18 protein-coding genes and 1 tRNA gene are annotated in these 17,330 nt (G+C 67.8%); 9 read left to right on the forward strand and 10 right to left on the reverse strand.

Features of this window, described 5'->3' with window-relative positions; genetic code table 11:
- The first annotated feature begins 56 nt into the window (after window positions 1–56).
- The gene (tsaA, locus tag ACFQ4G_RS12325; RefSeq protein ID WP_238202764.1) at window positions 57–566 is read left to right on the forward strand and encodes a tRNA (N6-threonylcarbamoyladenosine(37)-N6)-methyltransferase TrmO; all 510 of its coding nucleotides are present in this window, start codon (window positions 57–59) and stop codon (window positions 564–566) included.
- Entirely contained in the window at window positions 566–1,264 is a 699-nt protein-coding gene (locus tag ACFQ4G_RS12330) for an SGNH/GDSL hydrolase family protein (protein WP_238202705.1), read from the forward strand. Before tsaA ends, ACFQ4G_RS12330 begins: the two co-directional genes overlap by 1 nt.
- A gap of 37 nt (window positions 1,265–1,301) precedes the next feature.
- On the opposite strand, the gene ACFQ4G_RS12335 is transcribed toward ACFQ4G_RS12330, so the two are convergent.
- The 3 genes from ACFQ4G_RS12335 to ACFQ4G_RS12345 are packed head-to-tail and all read right to left on the reverse strand — an operon-like array spanning window position 1,302 to window position 6,637.
- The gene (locus tag ACFQ4G_RS12335; protein WP_238202707.1) at window positions 1,302–4,394 is read right to left on the reverse strand and encodes an efflux RND transporter permease subunit; all 3,093 of its coding nucleotides are present in this window, start codon (window positions 4,392–4,394) and stop codon (window positions 1,302–1,304) included.
- Window positions 4,395–4,427: 33 nt separating this feature from the next.
- Window positions 4,428–5,513 carry an efflux RND transporter periplasmic adaptor subunit gene (locus ACFQ4G_RS12340; RefSeq protein ID WP_238202709.1) on the reverse strand — a complete coding sequence of 362 codons (1,086 nt, stop codon included), beginning with the start codon at window positions 5,511–5,513 and terminating at the stop codon, window positions 4,428–4,430.
- Window positions 5,510–6,637, reverse strand: coding sequence for an efflux RND transporter periplasmic adaptor subunit (locus tag ACFQ4G_RS12345; protein ID WP_379040292.1), 1,128 nt, complete (start codon window positions 6,635–6,637; stop codon window positions 5,510–5,512). Before ACFQ4G_RS12345 ends, ACFQ4G_RS12340 begins: the two co-directional genes overlap by 4 nt.
- Window positions 6,638–6,743: 106 nt before the next feature.
- On the opposite strand from ACFQ4G_RS12345, the gene ACFQ4G_RS12350 reads away from it, so the two are divergent.
- Entirely contained in the window at window positions 6,744–7,337 is a 594-nt protein-coding gene (locus tag ACFQ4G_RS12350; RefSeq protein WP_238202712.1) for a TetR/AcrR family transcriptional regulator, read from the forward strand.
- Window positions 7,338–7,344: 7 nt separating this feature from the next.
- On the opposite strand, the gene ACFQ4G_RS12355 is transcribed toward ACFQ4G_RS12350, so the two are convergent.
- Together ACFQ4G_RS12355 and ACFQ4G_RS12360 are read right to left on the reverse strand one after the other, a co-directional pair.
- Window positions 7,345–8,244, reverse strand: coding sequence for a histone deacetylase family protein (locus tag ACFQ4G_RS12355; RefSeq protein WP_238202714.1), 900 nt, complete (start codon window positions 8,242–8,244; stop codon window positions 7,345–7,347).
- A gap of 13 nt (window positions 8,245–8,257) precedes the next feature.
- Window positions 8,258–9,205 (reverse strand): NAD(P)/FAD-dependent oxidoreductase, encoded by a 948-nt coding sequence (locus tag ACFQ4G_RS12360; RefSeq protein WP_238202716.1) that lies wholly within the window; start codon window positions 9,203–9,205, stop codon window positions 8,258–8,260.
- Between the two features lie 162 nt (window positions 9,206–9,367).
- Between ACFQ4G_RS12360 and ACFQ4G_RS12365 the strand changes: the two genes are divergently transcribed.
- The 3 genes from ACFQ4G_RS12365 (at window position 9,368) to ACFQ4G_RS12375 (ending at window position 12,749) form a co-directional block, all read left to right on the forward strand.
- Window positions 9,368–10,528 (forward strand): ceramide glucosyltransferase, encoded by a 1,161-nt coding sequence (locus ACFQ4G_RS12365; RefSeq protein WP_238202717.1) that lies wholly within the window; start codon window positions 9,368–9,370, stop codon window positions 10,526–10,528.
- Between the two features lie 99 nt (window positions 10,529–10,627).
- Window positions 10,628–12,004 carry an ethanolamine permease gene (gene eat, locus ACFQ4G_RS12370; protein ID WP_238202719.1) on the forward strand — a complete coding sequence of 459 codons (1,377 nt, stop codon included), beginning with the start codon at window positions 10,628–10,630 and terminating at the stop codon, window positions 12,002–12,004.
- Between the two features lie 46 nt (window positions 12,005–12,050).
- Window positions 12,051–12,749 carry a glutamine amidotransferase-related protein gene (locus tag ACFQ4G_RS12375; protein ID WP_238202721.1) on the forward strand — a complete coding sequence of 233 codons (699 nt, stop codon included), beginning with the start codon at window positions 12,051–12,053 and terminating at the stop codon, window positions 12,747–12,749.
- Between the two features lie 43 nt (window positions 12,750–12,792).
- On the opposite strand, the gene ACFQ4G_RS12380 is transcribed toward ACFQ4G_RS12375, so the two are convergent.
- Window positions 12,793–12,879 (reverse strand) — tRNA-Leu (locus ACFQ4G_RS12380).
- Between the two features lie 131 nt (window positions 12,880–13,010).
- Here ACFQ4G_RS12380 and ACFQ4G_RS12385 point away from each other — a divergent pair.
- Both ACFQ4G_RS12385 and ACFQ4G_RS12390 read left to right on the forward strand, forming a co-directional pair.
- Window positions 13,011–13,592 carry a YqaA family protein gene (locus tag ACFQ4G_RS12385; protein ID WP_238202723.1) on the forward strand — a complete coding sequence of 194 codons (582 nt, stop codon included), beginning with the start codon at window positions 13,011–13,013 and terminating at the stop codon, window positions 13,590–13,592.
- On the forward strand, window positions 13,589–14,080 hold the full coding sequence (locus ACFQ4G_RS12390) for a disulfide bond formation protein B (protein ID WP_238202725.1): 492 nt from the start codon (window positions 13,589–13,591) through the stop codon (window positions 14,078–14,080). Before ACFQ4G_RS12385 ends, ACFQ4G_RS12390 begins: the two co-directional genes overlap by 4 nt.
- 18 nt (window positions 14,081–14,098) lie before the next feature.
- On the opposite strand, the gene ACFQ4G_RS12395 is transcribed toward ACFQ4G_RS12390, so the two are convergent.
- The 4 genes from ACFQ4G_RS12395 to cpdR all read right to left on the reverse strand — a co-directional run bounded on the left by ACFQ4G_RS12395 (window position 14,099) and on the right by cpdR (window position 16,202).
- Window positions 14,099–14,578: a DUF1178 family protein gene (locus ACFQ4G_RS12395; protein ID WP_238202726.1), complete on the reverse strand. Its 480-nt coding sequence runs from the start codon at window positions 14,576–14,578 to the stop codon at window positions 14,099–14,101.
- Window positions 14,579–14,602: 24 nt separating this feature from the next.
- Window positions 14,603–15,478, reverse strand: coding sequence for a carbon-nitrogen hydrolase family protein (locus tag ACFQ4G_RS12400; protein WP_238202728.1), 876 nt, complete (start codon window positions 15,476–15,478; stop codon window positions 14,603–14,605).
- Window positions 15,475–15,747, reverse strand: coding sequence for a glutaredoxin 3 (grxC, locus tag ACFQ4G_RS12405; RefSeq protein ID WP_238202730.1), 273 nt, complete (start codon window positions 15,745–15,747; stop codon window positions 15,475–15,477). The genes ACFQ4G_RS12400 and grxC overlap by 4 nt, the downstream gene beginning before the upstream one ends.
- A gap of 98 nt (window positions 15,748–15,845) precedes the next feature.
- Window positions 15,846–16,202: a cell cycle two-component system response regulator CpdR gene (cpdR, locus tag ACFQ4G_RS12410; protein ID WP_003603128.1), complete on the reverse strand. Its 357-nt coding sequence runs from the start codon at window positions 16,200–16,202 to the stop codon at window positions 15,846–15,848.
- Between the two features lie 208 nt (window positions 16,203–16,410).
- Between cpdR and ACFQ4G_RS12415 the strand changes: the two genes are divergently transcribed.
- Window positions 16,411–17,319 (forward strand): N-formylglutamate amidohydrolase, encoded by a 909-nt coding sequence (locus tag ACFQ4G_RS12415; protein WP_238202732.1) that lies wholly within the window; start codon window positions 16,411–16,413, stop codon window positions 17,317–17,319.
- Window positions 17,320–17,330 lie beyond the last annotated feature (11 nt).

A 17,330-nucleotide genomic window follows, 5' to 3' on the forward strand; every position in this document is an offset into this window, starting at 1 on the left:
ACACGACCGGGCCGGACCTTCGCGCCGGACATCCTTCCTCGAACACGGTGCGCGTGATGAGCGACCCCATCGACCGGCGGCCCGGCGAGGAGACCATTGCCCTGCCGGCCTCCTACGATGCCGGGCTCTACTTCATCGGCCGTATCCGCACGCCCTGGGCGACGCGGGCCGAATGCCCGAAGAACGGGCTCCAGACCGACGCCGTCTGTACGCTGCAGGTGGATGCCGCCTACGCCTCGGCCTTGCAGAACGTGGAAGGAGCGAGCCACCTCATCGTGCTCTACTGGATGGACCGGGCCGCCCGCGACATCGTGCGCCAGAGGCCGCGCCATGCCGAGGGCAGTCGCGGCACCTTCTCCCTCCGCTCTCCGGCACGGCCGAACCCCATCGCGCTCTCGGTGGTGGAACTCCTCGGCATCGAGGGCGGAACCGTGAGCGTCAGGGGCCTCGACTGCCTCGACGATACGCCGCTCCTCGACATCAAGCCTTATTACGCCACGACGGATTCGCGGCCGGGCGCCACCGTCGACAGGGCCGGCACCGCCGGACGGACCCAAGGTTCCTGATGCGCCTTCCCCTGGTCGCCGCCATCGCGCTCACGGCCCTCGCCGCCGGCGGAGCGATCGGATGGCAGTCGCACGTTCCCAAGCTGAGCGCCCTGCTCTACGCCACGAACCGCCTCATCGTGGTCCAGGTCCATCTCGACGAGGCGCCTCCCGACTACATCCTGGTCGAGGGGGATTCCCAGGCCGAACTGCAGAGCACCGGCCAGCGCGTCTGCGGCCTCGAACTCGTCAATGCCGGCATCAACGGGGCGAGCGCCGCGATCTATGCCGACCTCCTCGATCGCGTCACCATACCCACACGCCCGCGCGCGGCGGTGCTGACGATCGGCACCAACGATCTCTTCACCAAGGGCGACCCGCGCTCGGCCGGAAGCATCGCACGGTTCGAGCAATCCCTCGCCCGGATCGTCGGCAAGCTGCGGGGGGTGACGGACCGCGTGGTGGTGACCGCCGTGCCGCCGATCGGTCGCAGGGCCGGCGCCAAACTCGATGCCGAGGCGGTCGGCGTCTATTCCGCGCGCATCCGCGGCTTCTGCGAGCGAGGCGGCTGCACCTATGCCGACCCGTTCGCCGACCTACGCGACGGCGATGGCGGATACGCCGTCGCCGGTGCCCTCCGCGACGACCTGCACATCGCCGGCTATCGCCGCGTCATGCGGGCACTGGAGCCCGCACTCTGCCCGGCCTCGGCGCCCTGATCGCCAGGCCTAGCGCCATCGCCGAGCATGGCCGGCCCTAGGCGTGACCATGCGCGGCGGTCTCGGCCGGAGCGCCGCCTGCCGGCCGATCTCCCTTCGGCGCCTTGATCCGGTACCAGCCGACGTAGAGAGCCGGCAGGAAGAACAGCGTCAGGAAGGTGGCGGCGATGATGCCGCCGATCATGGCATAGGCCATCGGCCCCCAGAACACCTCGCGCGCGATCGGGATGAGGGCGAGACTCGCCGCACCCGCGGTGAGCAGGATCGGCCGCATCCGGTGGCAGGTCGCCTCCACCACAGCGTCCCAGGGCGCCATGCCCTCCTTGTCGTATTCGTCGATCTGCATCACCAGGATCACAGAGTTGCGGATGATGATGCCGATGAGCGCCAGGACGCCGAGGATCGCGACGAAGCCGAGCGGCTTGCCGAAGGGCAGCAGGATCGCCACCACGCCGATGAGCCCGAGCGGCGCCACGCTCGCCACCAGGAACAGCTTCTGGAAGCTCTGGAGCTGGATCATCAGGAACATCGCCATGGCGAGCAGCATCACCGGCGCCACCGCCGCGATGGGTCCGCTGCCCTTGGCGCTCTCCTCCACGGCGCCGCCGACCGCGAGGGTGTAGCCGTCCGGGAGCGTCTTCTCGAACGCCTTGATGGCCGGATCGAGCTGGTTGACGATGGTCGGCGCCTGGGTGTCGTTGACGATCGCCGCCCGTACCGTGATCGTCGGCAGGCGGTCGCGGCGCCAGACGATGGGCTGTTCGAGTTCGTAGCTCACGGTGGCGAAGGCCAGGAGCGGCACGACACTGCCGTTCGAGAGCGGCACCTGCAGGCTCTGGAGCGTCTCGACCGAGTTGCGCTCGGCCGCCTGGGCGCGGCCGATGACGTCCACGAGGTAGATCGAGTCGCGCACCTGCGTGATCGAACGGCCGCCGACGATGCCGTTGAGGAGGCCCGCGATGTCCTCCGAGGTGACGCCGAGCTGGCGCGCCTTGTCCTGGATGATCTCCACCTTGAGCACCTTGCCCGGCTCGTTCCAATCGAGGTTCGGCAGGCCGACATTCGGGTTCGAAGCGACGATGTTGCTGAGCTGGAGAGCGAGGCCGCGGACCTTCTGGAGATCGGGTCCGCTCAGGCGGTACTGGATAGGCCGTCCCACCGGCGGGCCGAGATCGAGGGAGTGGACGAACACGTCGGTGCCGACGAACTCCTTGGCGGCCAGCGCCTCGAACTTCTGCATCATCTTGTCTCGCGCCTCCAGCGAAGAGGTCACGACGATGATCTGTCCGAAGAACGCGTTGCCGAGCTGCTGGTCGAGGGGGAGATAGAAGCGCACCGCGCCCTGACCGACATAGGAACTCCAGCGCAGGATGTCGGGATCGCCCTTCAGCGTCGCCTCGAACCGGTCCATCTGCGCCTTGGTCTCGGCGATGCTGGCATTCTGCGGCAGCGTCATGTCCACGAGGATCTCGGGACGGTCGGAAGCCGGGAAGAACTGCTGCTGCACGAACTGGATTCCGTAGAGCGACAGGCCGAGCAGCCCGATGCATAACGCCACCGTGACCCAGCGGAAGCGCATCGCCGGCAGCAGCATCCCGCGGAACGTGCGCAGCAGGAAGCTCGGTTTGTCATGGTGCTTCTTGATGGTCTTCGGCAGGAGCTTGATGCCGATGAGCGGCGCGAACAGCACCGCCACCACCCAGGAGATCAGCAGGGAGGCCGCGATGACCACGAACAGGCTGTAGGTGTATTCGCCCGCCGCCGAGCCGTTGAAGCCGATGGGGAGGAACCCGGCAACGGTGACGAGGGTGCCGGTGAGCATCGGGAAGGCGGTGGAGGTGTAGGCGAAGGTCGCCGCCTTCTTCAGGGTGTCGCCGACCTCCAACCGCGCGACCATCATCTCCACGGTGATCATCGCGTCGTCGACGAGGAGGCCGAGCGAGATGATGAGGGCACCGAGGGAGATGCGCTGGAGCGTGACGCCCATCACCTGCATCACCACGAAGACCACGGCGAGGACGAGGGGGATCGAGAACGAGACCACGAGCCCCGCACGCCAGCCGAGGCTGATGAAGCTCACTGCGAGCACGATCACCACGGCCTCGATCAGCGCCTTGGTGAAGCCGCCCACGGCCTCCTCGACGATCTTGGGCTGGTCCGAGACGAGATGGATGCCGACACCGTAGGGCAACTCACCCTCGAGCTTCTTCATCCGCGCCTTCAGGTCGGTGCCGAAGGTGAGGAGGTTGCCCGACGGCTGCATGGCGATGGCGAGTCCGATCGCCGGCTGGCCGTTGAAGCGGAACAGGTTGGTGGGCGGATCGGTGAAGCCGCGCGAGATCTCGGCGACGTCCGACAGGCGGAAGAACCGATCGTTCACCCGCAGATTGATCGTGCGGAGGCTGTCCTCGGAAACGAACTGTCCGCCGACCCGCACCGAGACCCGCTCCGGCCCGGCCTGGATCACGCCCGACGGAGCGATGGCGTTCTGGGCCTGCAGGGTCTTGATGACGGCGGCCTGGTCGACGCCGAGGCCGGCGAGCTTGCGGGTCGAGAAGTCGAGGTAGATCGCCTCGTCCTGGGCACCGAGGAGCTGCATCTTGCCGGCATTGTTGACCTTCTTCAGGTCGGCCCGCACCCGCTCGACGTAGTCGCGCAGCTGGCGCATCGAGACGCCGTCCGCCGTGAAGGCGTAGACGTTGCCGAAGACGTCGCCGAACTCGTCGTTGAAGAACGGCCCCTGGATGCCCTGCGGGAAGGTGTTGGCGATGTCGCCGATGCGCTTGCGGACCTGATAGAAGATGCCCGGAATGGTCTTGGGCGGCGTCGTCTCGCGCAATTGCACGAAGACCGTCGTCTGCCCCGGCACGGTGTAGCTGCGGCTGAAATCGACGGCGTCGATCTGCTGCAGTTCCTTCTCGATCCGCTCCGTGACCTGATCGAGAGTGTCGCCGATCGTCGCGCCGGGCCAGCGTGCCTGCACGATCATCGTCTTGATGGCGAAGGGCGGATCCTCCTCGCGGCCGAGCTTCTCGTAGGCGAGGAAACCCGCCACCATCGAGATCAGCATCAGGAACCAGACGAAGGAGCGATGCTCGAGCGCCCATTCGGACAGGTTGAAGTTCTTCACGGGCGATTCTCGCGTGACGCTGTTCGAGCAGGACTATTGCGGCTTGTCGGACAGGCGGACCCGCTGGCCTTCGCTGAGGCTGCGGGCGCCCGCGAGCACGACGCGCTCGCCGGCTTTCAGTCCGTCGGTGATGGCGACGCGGTCGTCGCTCCGCTCGGCCACGGTGACGTCGCGCCGGGAGACGGAATCCCCGGCCTCGTTCACGATCCAGACCGCGCTTTGCCCATCCGCCTCGAACAATGCCGTCGCCGGCAGCGGGAAGCGCGGCTTCATCTGGCGCGAGAGCCCGACCGTGATGGTGGAGCCGAGGCGGAAGGCGTCCGACGGGTCGAGCAGGGTCATCCGGATGCGCCGGGTGCGGGTCCTCTGGTCGGCGAAGGGCGAGATCTCGCGGACCTTGCCCGTCGCCGTCACGTCGGGCGCGCTCTGGAGCGACACGGTGAAGACCGCATCCTTCGGCATGGCGCCCACGAGGTCCTCGGGGATGTCGACAACGGCCTCGCGCTCCTCCGGACGGGCCAGGGTCGCGACCGCCTGCCCGGCCGAGAGGACTTGGCCGACCTCCGCGCTGCGCACCGTGACGACACCGTCGAAATCGGCATGCAGCTCGGTATACCCCATCTGATCGCGGGCCTTCTGCAGGTTCGCCTGTGCCTGGGCGAGGCGGGCCTGCGCGGTGTCCCGGCTCGCCACGGCACTGTCGAGACGGGCCTGCGTGACGTTGCCGTTGGCCATCAGGCGGCGCTGCCGGAGTTCGGTCGCGCTGGCGTTCTCGGCCTGCGCCGTCGCGTCGGCGAGTTCCGCCTCGGCGCGGGTGAGGGCGAAACGCGTCACGATGGGGTCGAGGGCGGCGATCCGCTGGCCCTTCTTGACCACGTCGCCCATCGTCACGTCGCGGGCGATCATACGGCCGGCGATCTGGAAGCCGATCTCAGACTGGTAACGGGGGGCGACGAACCCGGCGAAGGGTCCGAACACGATCGTGTCGACGGGCTTTGCCACCGCATAGAGCACGGGCCGCACCGGCGGCGGGCCGGCCTCGTCCTCGGCTCCGTGGCAGGCGCCGAGGACGGCGAGGACCGCCGAGGCCAGGGCGAGGCGGATGCCGGCGCGGATCATCGGCCGATCTCCTCGGCGACGGACACGGTCTGCCCCGGCCTGAGAAACTGGATACCGGCGATGACGACCTCCTCGCCCGGCTCGACCCCGCCGGACAGGGCGATGGTGTTGGGAGAGTAGCGTTCGATGGTGACGTTACGGGGGGCGACCTTGCCGCTCGCCGGATCGCGGACCCAGACCGCGGGACCGTCCTCCCAGCGATAGAGCGACGACCAGGGCAGGACGATCGCGGTCTGCGGCCGGAACTTGCCCGTGCCGATGACGATGGCCCCCAGCGACATGGCGGCGGGCGTGTCCTTCAGGCCGATCTTCACCCGCACCGTCCCGGAGGTGGAATCGACGCTCGGCGAGATCTCGCGCACGGTGCCGACCGTCCGCACCTTCGGGTCGGCCTGGAGGGTGATGTCGACGTTCTTGCTCTCGGGCGGGGTCGCGAGCACCGCCTCGAACACGTTGAACACCGCATCGCGCGGCCCGTCCTCGGCCATGGTGAGGACGGTCTGGCCAGCCTGAACCACCTGCCCCACCTCGAAGCTGCGGCTCAGGACGATGCCGTCCACGCCCGCCTTCAGGTCGGTGTAGGAAAACTGCTCCTGGGCCGTGCCGAGTGCCGCCTTGGCGGACTCGACGGAGGCCTGGGTCGTGCGCAATTGCTGCTCGGCATCGTCATAGCTCGGCCGCGTGGTGTAGCCGCTGGAGAGCAGCATCTCCTGGCGCTTGAAATTGACCTTGGCCTGGGTCAGCAGCGCCTCGGCCGAGGTCAGCGCCGCCTGCGCATTGTTGAGGTTGGAGCGCTGCTCCTGAGGATCGAGCCTGGCGAGGACCTGATCGGCGGTGACATGATCGCCGACCTCGACGAGGCGGGTGGCGATCTTCCCGTTGTTGCGGAAGGCCACGTTCACCTGGGACTGGGCCTGGATGTCGCCGGTGAAGACGAGGTCCGCGGCGATCGTGCTGCGCTCCGCCTTCACCGTTCGGACCACCGCGATACTCCGTTTCGCCGCGTCGGCGACGGACGGTTCCACGGGCTCGTTCGCCTGCGCCGGAAGGCCGACGATACCGACGAGCGCGGCGAACCAGAGAATCACGACGAGCCGCGCATCGCGGGCTCGTCGAGCGGACATGGTCAGGCCAGACACTGCGATCCCGTTCCGTGAAAGCTCTATCGGCCGCCACTCCTATCGGCTATCCTACCGACCGTCCAGACGGTTTTTAACGGAAGACAGACAGATGGTGAAGCCGCGCACACGGCGCGACGATCGGGCGAGTATCATCCTCGATGCCGCCGAAAGCCTGATCCGCCGCTCGGGCACGCGGACTCTCACGATCGATGCGGTCGCGACCGAGGCGAGCCTGAGCAAGGGCGGGGTCCTCCACCATTTCGCATCCAAGGACGCGCTGATCTCGGCCCTCGCCGAGCGCAAACTCAAGGAGGTCAAGGAGGACATCGCCCGGCACGAAGCGGAGCAGGTTCCCGGGCCCTCCGCCCTGCCCCTCGCCCTGATCGCCCATGCGCGGCAGGTCTATGCCGACGAGGAGGGATTTCCGCGGGCGCTGCTCCTCGCTTCCGCGGAGAACCCTGAAGCCTTCGCGGGCTTCAACGCCTTCCTCGGCGAGCGGCTCGCCGGGTTCGAGAAGATCGAACGATGCCCGGGGATCGGCGCGGCGCTCGTCTTCTCGACGCTGGGGCTGCTGATCACCCGGACGCTGGGCTTCCATTCCATGGAAGGTCCGCAGCTCGAACGTCTCTTCGACGGCCTCGAGAAGGTGGCGCGTTCCGTGACCGAGGCCGAGATCCCACCGGATTCCTGCGGACGGGAGTGACGGCGCGTCAGGCGAGCGCCGCCATGGCCTGGAAGACGAGGGCGTGGCGGGCGGCGAGCGCGTCGATATCGCCGGTATAGCCGCCGCCGATGACCGCCACGAGGGGGATGCGCCGCCGCCGCGCCTCTCCGACGACGGTTAAGTCGCGCGCCCGCAGGCCGGCATCGGTGAGCGACAGACGCCCGAGCCGGTCGTCCACGTGCGGGTCGACACCGGCGTTGTAAAAGACGAGGTCCGGTGCGAGGCCGTCGAGGAGGCCCGGCAGATGCGCGCCGAGCACCGCGGCGTAACCGGCATCGTCAACGCCGTCGCTCAGGCCGATATCAAGATCGCCGGCGATCTTGCGCGTCGGATAGTTCTTCTCCGCATGGATCGACACGGTGAACAGGTCCGGCGACCCGGCAAGGCAATCGGCGGTGCCGTCGCCCTGGTGGACGTCGCAATCGACGATGAGCGCCCGGCGGATCGTGCCCTCTTCCTGGAGTGCCAGGGCGGCGATGGCGACATCGTTGAACAGACAGAATCCGGCGCCGGTCTCACGCCGCGCATGGTGGCTGCCGCCGGCGGCACTTCCCGCGAGGCCATGCTCCAGCGCCAGTCGCGCCGCCGCGAGGGTCCCGCCGGCCGAGGCGCGCGAACGGGCGACGACACTCTCGTCCACGGGCAGGCCGATGCTGCGCTCGATCTCCCGCGACACCGAACAGGCGAGGACCGCGTCCACGTAATCCGCGCGGTGGGCGCGCTTGAGCAGGGCAGCATCGGCGGGCTCCGGCCTGACGAAGCCCGAGGGCGCGAGACCGAGTTCTGTCAGCATCTCGGCGAGGCGACCGTATTTCCGCATCGGGAAGCGATGGCCGTCGGGCAGGACGGCTTGATAGGCCGGGTGGAAGACGATCGGCGGGATCATGTCGAAGCCGGGATCATGCGAGATCCGCGATCATCCGCGCGGCGAGAGCCGCGCCGCTGTCATGGGCGGCCTCCACCCTCGGGCCGAGGCACCAATCACCGCAGGCGCCGAGCCTGAGCGACGGATCGTAGAGGCAATCCCGGCCGAGGGGCGTCTCGACAAGGGCATAACGCCAGCGATGGGCGCTCGCATGGATCGGCTTCAGTGGAGCGTCCATACTCGCCTCAATGGCCGCGACGAGCAGGGCGGCGACCTCCTCCCGCGTCCTCTCGAGATGGGTCCGCGACCAGTCCGGGGTGGCATGGACGACCATCCGAACCGTATCGGTCGATCGTCCGGGCTTGCGATCCTCGCGAAACATCTGCGCGATCGGTCCGCTCGCGTCGTTCAGGGGGCCGCCCTGCAGCGGGCAATCCCCCTCCCAGGCCAGCATCAGCGACCAGCACGGCGCATAGACCGGGATCTCGAGCCCCGGCAGCGACACGTCGCTCGCCGCCAGTAGGGCTGCGACCTGCGGTGCGGGAAAGCTCACCGCCACCGCGTCGAAGACCTCGCCATCGGAGAAGACCTCGCCCTCGGACCCCTCGGCGATATCGAGGCGCCATGATCCGCCCACGTTTTCGAGGCGGGTGATCTTGCGGCCCGAGCGCGTCTCGATCCCGTCGAGGAGATCGCGGACCGGTGCCGTCATGCCGGGAATGCCGACGGATCCGCCCGTTTCCTCCCACTCGCCGACGATGCCCCGGTCGGTCCAGTCGGCGAGGCGTTCGCGAAAACCGGCTCCATGCGCCCGCATGAACTGGGCGCCGTGATCGAAGGAGAGACCGGATTCGTCGACCCGTCGCGTGGCCATCCGCCCGCCGATGCCACGCCCCTTGTCGAAGACGGTGACGGCCAGACCGGCCTCGCTCAAGTGCCGGGCGGCGACGGCCCCCGCTATCCCGGCCCCCAGAACGGCCACGCGCCTCGTTTCGCCCACGCCACACCTTTCTTCGCGGAGAGGCCGATCGGCCCCCGCGCCAACGTCACCCGCACCCTGTCATACGACTGAAACAGCCCACCTGTTAGGCCCCTCGTCATGGGCTGGTTCCGTCGAATGGCGGAGGCGGGGAGGAATGGCGGCATGATCGGCAGCATCGAGACCGGCGCGGTCGTCGCGCTCTCGCTCTGTGCCGTGCTGACGCTCGTCAACCTCCTGAGCATCGCCATCGCGGCACGCCGGATCGGACGGGATCGCGGCACGGCGAGCTTTCCCGCCGCCGCGCCGATCTCGCTGGTGCGTCCGGTCTGCGGCCTCGAAGCCTTCAGCGAGGAGATGCTGGAGCGCGGCTTCCGGCTCGCCCATCCGAGTTACGAACTGATCTTCTGCGTCGCCGATGGCCGCGACCCCGTCGTCCCACTGCTGCATCGCCTGATGGCGGCCCATCCGGGGGTGCCGGCACGCCTGATCGTCGGGGACGAGCGCATCAGCGACAATCCGAAGCTCAACAATTGCGTCCGCGGCTGGGAGGAGGCCCGGCACGACTGGGTGGTGCTCGCCGATTCCAACGTGCTGATGCCGCCCGACTACCTCCAGCGGCTCCAGGCCTCGTGGCGGCCGGATACCGGGCTGGTCTGCTCGACGCCGATCGGCGCGCGGCCGGACGGGCTCTTCGCCGAACTCGAATGCGCCTTTCTCAACACCCTCCAGGCCCGCTGGCAATATACCGGCGAGAGCCTCGGCCTCGGCTTTGCCCAGGGCAAGAGCATGCTCTGGCACAAGCCCTTCCTCGACGCGCATGGCGGCATCCGCGCGCTGGCCGCGGAGATCGCCGAGGACGCGGCGGCGACCAAGCTCGTCCGCGCCGCCGGAAAGCGGGTGCATCTCGTGGCCGCGCCGTTCGAACAGCCCCTCGGATGCCGGGCGTTCCGCGAGGTCTGGTCCCGTCAGGTGCGCTGGGCGCGCCTGCGCCGGGTGACGTTCCCGCACTTCTTCGCCCCAGAGATCGGATCGGGGGCCCTGCTTCCCTTCGCGGTCGCGGCCATCGCGGTCCCGACGGCGCCGGTCCTCGTCGGCGTCGCCGCGATGGCCGCCCTCTGGTACGGGGCGGAATACGCCCTCGCCGCCCGCGCCGGCTGGCACCGCTCGCCCCGCCTCGTCCTCGCCTTCCTGCTCCGCGACGCGATCCTGCCCGTCATGTGGACCAGCGCCTGGATGCAGAGCGCCATCGTCTGGCGCGGGAACGCCATGGACATCCGCCCGAAGGAGACCGGACGTCTGCGCCCGCGGGTCCGGGCGGCCTGAGGCCGGGTTCCCGCCCGGCATTTGGTGATCCGCGCTTTCGGCAGCACTCTTGCTTGGCCGTTGCCCGACGGCAGCCGATGCCGATGGCGGGAACCGATCATGCAAAGCGAATCCACCAGCCTTCATAAAGGTCTGAACGCGTTTCACTTGTGGGGCATCGCCGTCGGCCTCGTGATCTCGGGCGAGTATTTCGGCTGGAGCTACGGCTGGGCCAGCGCCGGCACGCTCGGCTTCCTCGTCACCACGACCTTCATCGCGGCGATGTACGTCGCCTTCATCTTCAGCTTCACCGAGCTGACCACCGCGATCCCGCAGGCCGGCGGCCCCTTCGCCTACAGCAAGCGCGCCTTCGGACCGATCGGCGGCTGCATCGCCGGCTACGCCACGCTGATCGAGTTCGTCTTCGCGCCCCCCGCCATCGCGCTCGCCATCGGCGCCTATCTCAACGTCCAGTTTCCGGGGCTCGACCCGAAACACGCGGCGCTCGGCGCCTACCTGATCTTCATGACCCTGAACATCGTCGGGGTGCAGATCGCCGCCACGTTCGAATTGTTCGTGACCATCCTGGCGGTGGGCGAGCTCCTGGTCTTCATGGGCGTGGTCGCCCCCGCCTTCAGCTTCACCAACTTCGCGGCCCATGGCTGGGCCGGCGAGTCGACCTTCACCCTGGCGTCCATCGGCGGCATGTTCGCAGCGATCCCCTTCGCGATCTGGTTCTTCCTCGCCATCGAGGGCGTAGCCATGGCGGCCGAGGAGGCGAAGGACCCCAAGCGTACCATCCCGATCGCCTACATCACCGGCGTCCTGACGCTCACCGCCCTGGCCTTCGGCGTGATGATCTTCGCCGGCGGCTCGGGCGACTGGCGGACGCTCAGCAACCTCAACGACCCCCTGCCCCAGGCGATGAAGACGGTGGTGGGCGAGTCGAGCGGCTGGCTGCACATGCTGGTCTGGCTCGGCCTGTTCGGCCTCGTCGCCTCGTTCCACGGCATCATCATGGGCTATTCGCGCCAGATCTTCGCCCTCGGACGCGCCGGCTACCTGCCCGGCTTCCTCGCCAAGGTCCATCCGCGCTTCCAGACCCCGCACATCGCCACGGTGGCCGGCGGCCTCGTCGGCATCGCGGCGATCTACAGCGACAACCTGATCGAGATCGCCGGGCAATCCCTCACCGCGAGCATCGTCACCATGGCGGTGTTCGGCGCGCTGGTCATGTACGGCATGAGCATGGCCGCCCTGTTCAAGCTGCGCCGCAGCGAGCCCGACCTCGCCCGCCCCTACCGGGCGCCGTTCTTTCCGGCGGCACCCGCCTTCGCCCTGGCGATGGCCGGCATCTGCTTCGTGGCCCTCGTCGTGTTCAATCCGGTGATCTTCGCGATCTTCCTGGCCGTGATGGTGGTCGCCGTGCTGGCCTCGCATTTCCTGGCGAGGCCGACTGCGGTCACTCCCGCCACGGCCCTCGATCCGGCGATCTGATGCGCCGGATCTCGCAAGGAGGACGCGTGTCGACCATAAGGCGGGGATGAAGATCGGAATCATCGAGGCGGGCACGCCGCCCGCCCGTCTGGCCGGGGCCTATCCGTCCTATGGCCGCATGGTCGAACGGCTCATCGGCGACGCTGCCGAGGTCACGACCTTCCCGGTGGCCGAGGGGCGGCTTCCCACCTCTCCCGACGATTTCGACGCGTTCTTCGTCACCGGATCGGCGGCGGGCATCTATGACGACCTGCCGTGGATCGCGCCGCTCAAGGACTTCCTGCGCGGCGTCGAGGGGCGCGCCAAGCTGGTCGGCCTCTGCTTCGGACACCAGGTCATGGCGGCGGCCTTCGGCGGTACCGTCGAGGAATCCCCGAAAGGCTGGGGCATCGGCCTCCACACCTACGACGTCTTCGAACGCGCGGATTGGATGGATGAGGCGGACCGCGTCTCGGTCCCGGCCATCCATCAGGATCAGGTGATCGTTCCGCCCGCCGGGGCCCGCATCCTCGGCGGCAATGCGTTCACGCCCTACGGCATCCTGTCCTACCCCGAACGACGGGCGATCTCGTTCCAGGTCCATCCGGAATTCGAGACGGATTACGCCACCGCCCTCATCGCCGGACACCGCCCGGCCGTTCCTCACGACGAGGCGTTCCGAACCGCCGCCCTCGCCTCTCTCGAGGGCACGAGCGACGCTCCCCGGATCGGCGGCTGGATCCGCCGCTTCCTGCATTCGCGGTGACGAACGGGAAAACTGTAGAGGAGCGCTTGCTGAACTGGGCTGATGGTGCGGGCGGTCGGAATCGAACCGACACTCTGTCACCAGAACCGGATTTTGAGTCCGGCGCGTCTACCAGTTCCACCACGCCCGCAACAACCGCGTCATGGCACAGGATCGCGCTGACGGCCAGAGGGGTTCTGCCTCCGTCGTTCCGGCTCGCAACCGCGCCCGGGTTGTGCTCAAAGGGCCTCGCGCCTTCCCCTTTCGGAGAGAAGCTGAACCATGATCCGCCGCCTCTACGAGTGGATACTCGCGCTCGCGGGCAAGCCGTCGGCGCCCTATGCGCTTGGTGCGGTGGCTTTCGCGGAGAGTTCGTTCTTCCCGGTCCCGCCCGACGTGATGCTGGTGCCGATGGCGGTGAGCCGGCCGGACAAGGTCTGGCTCTATGCGACGATCACGACGTTGTCCTCGGTGGCCGGCGGCCTGCTCGGCTACGCGATCGGCGCGCTGCTCTACGATTCGATCGGCGTCTGGCTGTTCTCGGTCTACGGACTGACCGACAAGGCCGAAAGTTTCCAGGCCTCCTACGCCCATTACGGGCATTGGGTGATCCTGCTGAAGGGCCTCACGCCGATCCCGTTCAAACTGGTGACGATCACCTCGGGCTTCGCCCATTACGACCTGTTCTGGTTCGTCCTGCTGTCGCTGATCACCCGCGGCGCACGATTCTTCCTGCTCGCCGGCCTGTTGAAACGCTACGGTGTCTCGATCCGCGCCGTCCTCGACCGACATCTCAATGTCGTCGCGGCCATCGCGGTGGCCGCCATCATCCTCGGCTTCGTCCTGTTCAAGGTGCTGCTGTGATCGATTATTCCGCCCTTCTCCGCCTTCGCCGAGCCGCTCTGGCGATCCTGATCGGCTCCGCGCTGACGATCGCCGGAGCCTTCTATTTCCAGTGGGTGCTCGGCTACGTGCCGTGCAAGCTCTGCCTGACGGAGCGCCTGCCCTATTATGCGGCGATCCCGCTCGCCGTGCTGGCGCTGTTCACGCCCGAGCGCCTGACCCGCGCGATCCTCGGGCTCGCGGCCCTCGGCCTGCTCTACGGGGCGGGCCTCAGCGTCTACCATGCGGGCGCCGAATGGGCGCTGTGGGCCGGCCCGGCGGATTGCGGCGGCGGGAGCGGCGCCAATCCGAGCGATGTCGGCGACTTCCTCGATACCCTGCAGGCGACGCGGGTGGCCGATTGCTCCACCGCCGCCTGGCGCTTCCTCGGCGTATCGCTCGCGGGCTGGAACGCCGTCATCGCCTTCGTCCTCGCATCCATCGCCGGGACGGCCGCGCTCAAGCGCTGACGGGATCGGCCCAAAGCCTCAGTTCAGATCGTCCGGCAGGGTGGGAAGCGGGGCGACGTCGATCCCCTCCTCGATGAGGGCACGCGCCTCGGCGGGGCTCGCCTCGCCGTAGATCGGGCGCGATGCAGCCTCGCCGTAATGCATCCGGCGAGCCTCTTCCGGGAACTGCCGGCCGACGTCGTCGGCCGTGCGGGTCACGTGCTCGCGGACGGCCCGCACCAGCGCGCGCAACTGCCGCTCCGGCTCCGCCATCATCGGCACCGTGGCTGGGGCGACGAGCTCCTTCGAAGCGGTCTCCGTCGCCGGGCCGACCGGAGCGGCCGGCTTGACGGCGGCCTTCGCCACCGCCGGTGCCATCATCGCCTTGGCGATTTTGACCGAGCCGCAAACAGGGCATTCCACGAGCCCCCCCGCTGCCTGTTCATCGTAGGAATCGCTGGAACGAAACCACCCTTCGAAATCGTGTCCGTGCTCGCAGACGAGCGTGTAACGGATCATCGGCAGGAACGAACCGGTCTCATCTCAGCCTACTCGCCCGACGCGTTCCACGGTAAAGGGGCGGGCATGTTTCAGGGCGGGGATACGTCCCCGTGCCTCGGTGACGCGGGCGAGGTCGATCTCGGCCAGGATCACCCCCGGCTCGGCCCCGCCGGCATCCGCCAGCACCTTGCCCCACGGATCGACGATGATCGAGTGACCGTAGGTCTCGCGGCCATCTTCGTGGCGCCCGCCCTGGGCCGCCGAGATCATGAACGATCCGGTCTCGATGGCGCGGGCGCGGTGGAGGACGTGCCAATGCGCCTCCCCCGTCTGCTTGGTGAAGCAGGCCGGTGCGCTCAAGATCGTCGCCCCGGCTTCCGCAAGGGCGCGATACAGCGCCGGGAAGCGCAGATCGTAGCAGATCGCGATGCCGAGGGGCGCCCAGGGGGTCTCGGCGACGACGGCGCAGGCGCCACCCGTATAGGTATTGGATTCGCGCCAGCGCTCGCCGTTCGGCAGGTCCACATCATAGAGATGGAGCTTGTCGTAGGACGCGGTGATCGCCCCCTCCGCATCGATGAGGAAGGCGCGATTGGCGATCTTGTCGCCGTTGCGGACGGCCAGCGAGCCGATATGGACCACGATGCCGCGCTCGCGTGCCACGTCCCGCAGAGCCGAGAGGGTCACGTCCTCGTCCTGTCCGCGAACGTTGGCGAACAGGCTCGCCTTGTCCCGCTCCACCAGGGACGTCATCTCCGGCGTCTGGACGTAGTGAGCCCCCTGCGATGCCGCCTCGCGTACGAGAGTGACGGCCGCATCGCGGTTGGCGAGCGGATCACGCCCGGAACGCATCTGGACGCAGGCCGCGACGAAACGTGGCTCGGACCGGTCGGGAGCCGTGGACGGGTTCTCGCTCATGGCTGCGCCACCGGAGCCGCCAGCAGCGGATCGAGCTTGCCGGACCGGTCGAGGGCGTAGAGGTCGTCGCAGCCGCCCACATGGGCATCTCCGACGAAGATCTGCGGAACGCTGGTCCGGCCGCCGGCCCGCTGGATCATGGCGAGGCGGGAACCCGCGATCTTCTCCACGTCGATCTCCGAAAAGGAGACACCCTTCTCCCGCAGCAAGGTCTTGGCGGCGGTGCAGTAAGGGCACCAGGCTGTCGTGTAGATGGTCACCGGAGGCATGGTTTGCAGACGTCCCGCTTCGCTCCCCTCAGCATATAGGGGAACGGCAACCGTCTTCATACCGGGAAGAACACTGCGGCCGGCCCGAGCGTTCGGGCTCAGGCGGCCAGCAGTTTCTCGACCTCGTTGACGAGATCACGAAGATGGAACGGCTTTGACAGCACTTTCGCATCCTTCGGAGCCTTGGAATCCGGGTTCAGCGCCACGGCAGCGAAGCCGGTGATGAACATCACCTTGATGTCCGGATCGAGTTCGGTGGCGCGGCGCGCCAGCTCGATGCCGTCCATCTCGGGCATCACGATATCGGTGAGGAGCAGCTCGAAAGGTTCTTCGCGCAGGCGGTTGTAGGCCGAGAGGCCGTTATCGAACGACAGCACGTCATAACCGGCATTCTGCAGCGCCTTGGCGAGAAAGCGCCGCATGTCGTTGTCGTCTTCCGCTAGGAGGATCTTCATCGATCGGCGTCCCGCACCCGTGAGTCGTTGTGTTCTTTTCATAAAGCGCAGACTTGGTAAACAAGGTGTTGAGATCGGCTCCGGAGCAGAGTGCCCGGCGGCACATCGATCGCCTGCGGACGGGTCGTGTCGCAGTGGACACGCTCACCTACACACCGCACAGTGCGGCCATGCGTTTCCTTGCCCGCTCCGAGGCGCCCACGCCGCGATGACAGAGCCCAACTCTCGCCAGAACGCGGTGAATCCGGGGAGCTTCGACCCTCCCTTCGTCATCGACGAACCGACGGATCATACGCTTCCGTTCGTGTTCAACACGCCTCATTCCGGTGCGGTCTATCCGAAGACGTTCCTGGCGGTGTCCCGTCTCGATGCGCTGGCCCTCCGGCGCTCCGAGGATGCCTATGTCGACAGGCTCTTCGCACCGGTGGTCGATCTCGGCGCGCCGCTGATGCGGGCGAATTTCCCGAGGGCCTATCTCGACGTGAACCGGGAGCCCTACGAACTCGACCCCCGGATGTTCGACGGTCGGCTCCCGCCCTTCGCCAACACGCGATCGATGCGCGTCGCCGGCGGGCTCGGCACGGTGCCGCGAGTGGTCGCCGACGGCCAGGAGATCTACCGCACGCGATTGCCGGTCGAGGAAGCGGTGGCGCGGATCGAGGATCTCTACAAGCCTTATCACCGGACCCTGCGCGGCCTCGTCCAGCGCACCGCGCGGAGCTTCGGCCACGCTATTCTCATCGATTGCCACTCGATGCCGTCATCGAGCCTCATCCGCGAGGAGGATGCAAAGGCCGAATTCGTGCTCGGGGACCGGTTCGGAACGAGTTGCGCGCCCGTCCTGATCGCGGCGTTCGAGCACCATCTGCGGGCTCGCGGCTTCCGCACCCTGCGCAACAAGCCCTATGCGGGCGGCTTCATCACCGAGCATTACGGCGAACCGAATATCGGCCGTCACGCGCTTCAGATCGAGATCAACCGCAGCCTCTACATGAACGAGGCCAACCTCGCGATCACGCAAGGCTTCTCGGACCTGGTCTGGACGCTGCGCGATGTGGTTAAGGCGGTCGCCGAGGAGCTTGACGATCTCGCGCCGAGGCGGATGGCAGCCGAGTAGGCGAAAGCAGC

Origin of the sequence: Methylobacterium marchantiae (assembly GCF_042679825.1) — a bacterium.
Taxonomy (GTDB): Bacteria; Pseudomonadota; Alphaproteobacteria; order Rhizobiales; family Beijerinckiaceae; genus Methylobacterium; species Methylobacterium marchantiae.

What these genes read in the sequence shown, in the direction of transcription:
- ACFQ4G_RS12330 (WP_238202705.1), top strand. Translation starts at nt 566, where the DNA reads ATGCGCCTTCCCCTGGTCGCCGCCATCGCGCTCACGGCCCTCGCCGCC.
- ACFQ4G_RS12350 (WP_238202712.1), top strand. Translation starts at nt 6,744, where the DNA reads ATGGTGAAGCCGCGCACACGGCGCGACGATCGGGCGAGTATCATCCTC.
- tsaA (WP_238202764.1), top strand. Translation starts at nt 57, where the DNA reads ATGAGCGACCCCATCGACCGGCGGCCCGGCGAGGAGACCATTGCCCTG.
- ACFQ4G_RS12395 (WP_238202726.1), bottom strand. Translation starts at nt 14,578, where the DNA reads ATGATCCGTTACACGCTCGTCTGCGAGCACGGACACGATTTCGAAGGG.
- ACFQ4G_RS12415 (WP_238202732.1), top strand. Translation starts at nt 16,411, where the DNA reads ATGACAGAGCCCAACTCTCGCCAGAACGCGGTGAATCCGGGGAGCTTC.
- grxC (WP_238202730.1), bottom strand. Translation starts at nt 15,747, where the DNA reads ATGCCTCCGGTGACCATCTACACGACAGCCTGGTGCCCTTACTGCACC.
- ACFQ4G_RS12355 (WP_238202714.1), bottom strand. Translation starts at nt 8,244, where the DNA reads ATGATCCCGCCGATCGTCTTCCACCCGGCCTATCAAGCCGTCCTGCCC.
- ACFQ4G_RS12365 (WP_238202717.1), top strand. Translation starts at nt 9,368, where the DNA reads ATGATCGGCAGCATCGAGACCGGCGCGGTCGTCGCGCTCTCGCTCTGT.
- ACFQ4G_RS12400 (WP_238202728.1), bottom strand. Translation starts at nt 15,478, where the DNA reads ATGAGCGAGAACCCGTCCACGGCTCCCGACCGGTCCGAGCCACGTTTC.
- ACFQ4G_RS12340 (WP_238202709.1), bottom strand. Translation starts at nt 5,513, where the DNA reads ATGATCCGCGCCGGCATCCGCCTCGCCCTGGCCTCGGCGGTCCTCGCC.
- ACFQ4G_RS12345 (WP_379040292.1), bottom strand. Translation starts at nt 6,637, where the DNA reads ATGTCCGCTCGACGAGCCCGCGATGCGCGGCTCGTCGTGATTCTCTGG.
- ACFQ4G_RS12375 (WP_238202721.1), top strand. Translation starts at nt 12,051, where the DNA reads ATGAAGATCGGAATCATCGAGGCGGGCACGCCGCCCGCCCGTCTGGCC.
- eat (WP_238202719.1), top strand. Translation starts at nt 10,628, where the DNA reads ATGCAAAGCGAATCCACCAGCCTTCATAAAGGTCTGAACGCGTTTCAC.
- cpdR (WP_003603128.1), bottom strand. Translation starts at nt 16,202, where the DNA reads ATGAAGATCCTCCTAGCGGAAGACGACAACGACATGCGGCGCTTTCTC.
- ACFQ4G_RS12385 (WP_238202723.1), top strand. Translation starts at nt 13,011, where the DNA reads ATGATCCGCCGCCTCTACGAGTGGATACTCGCGCTCGCGGGCAAGCCG.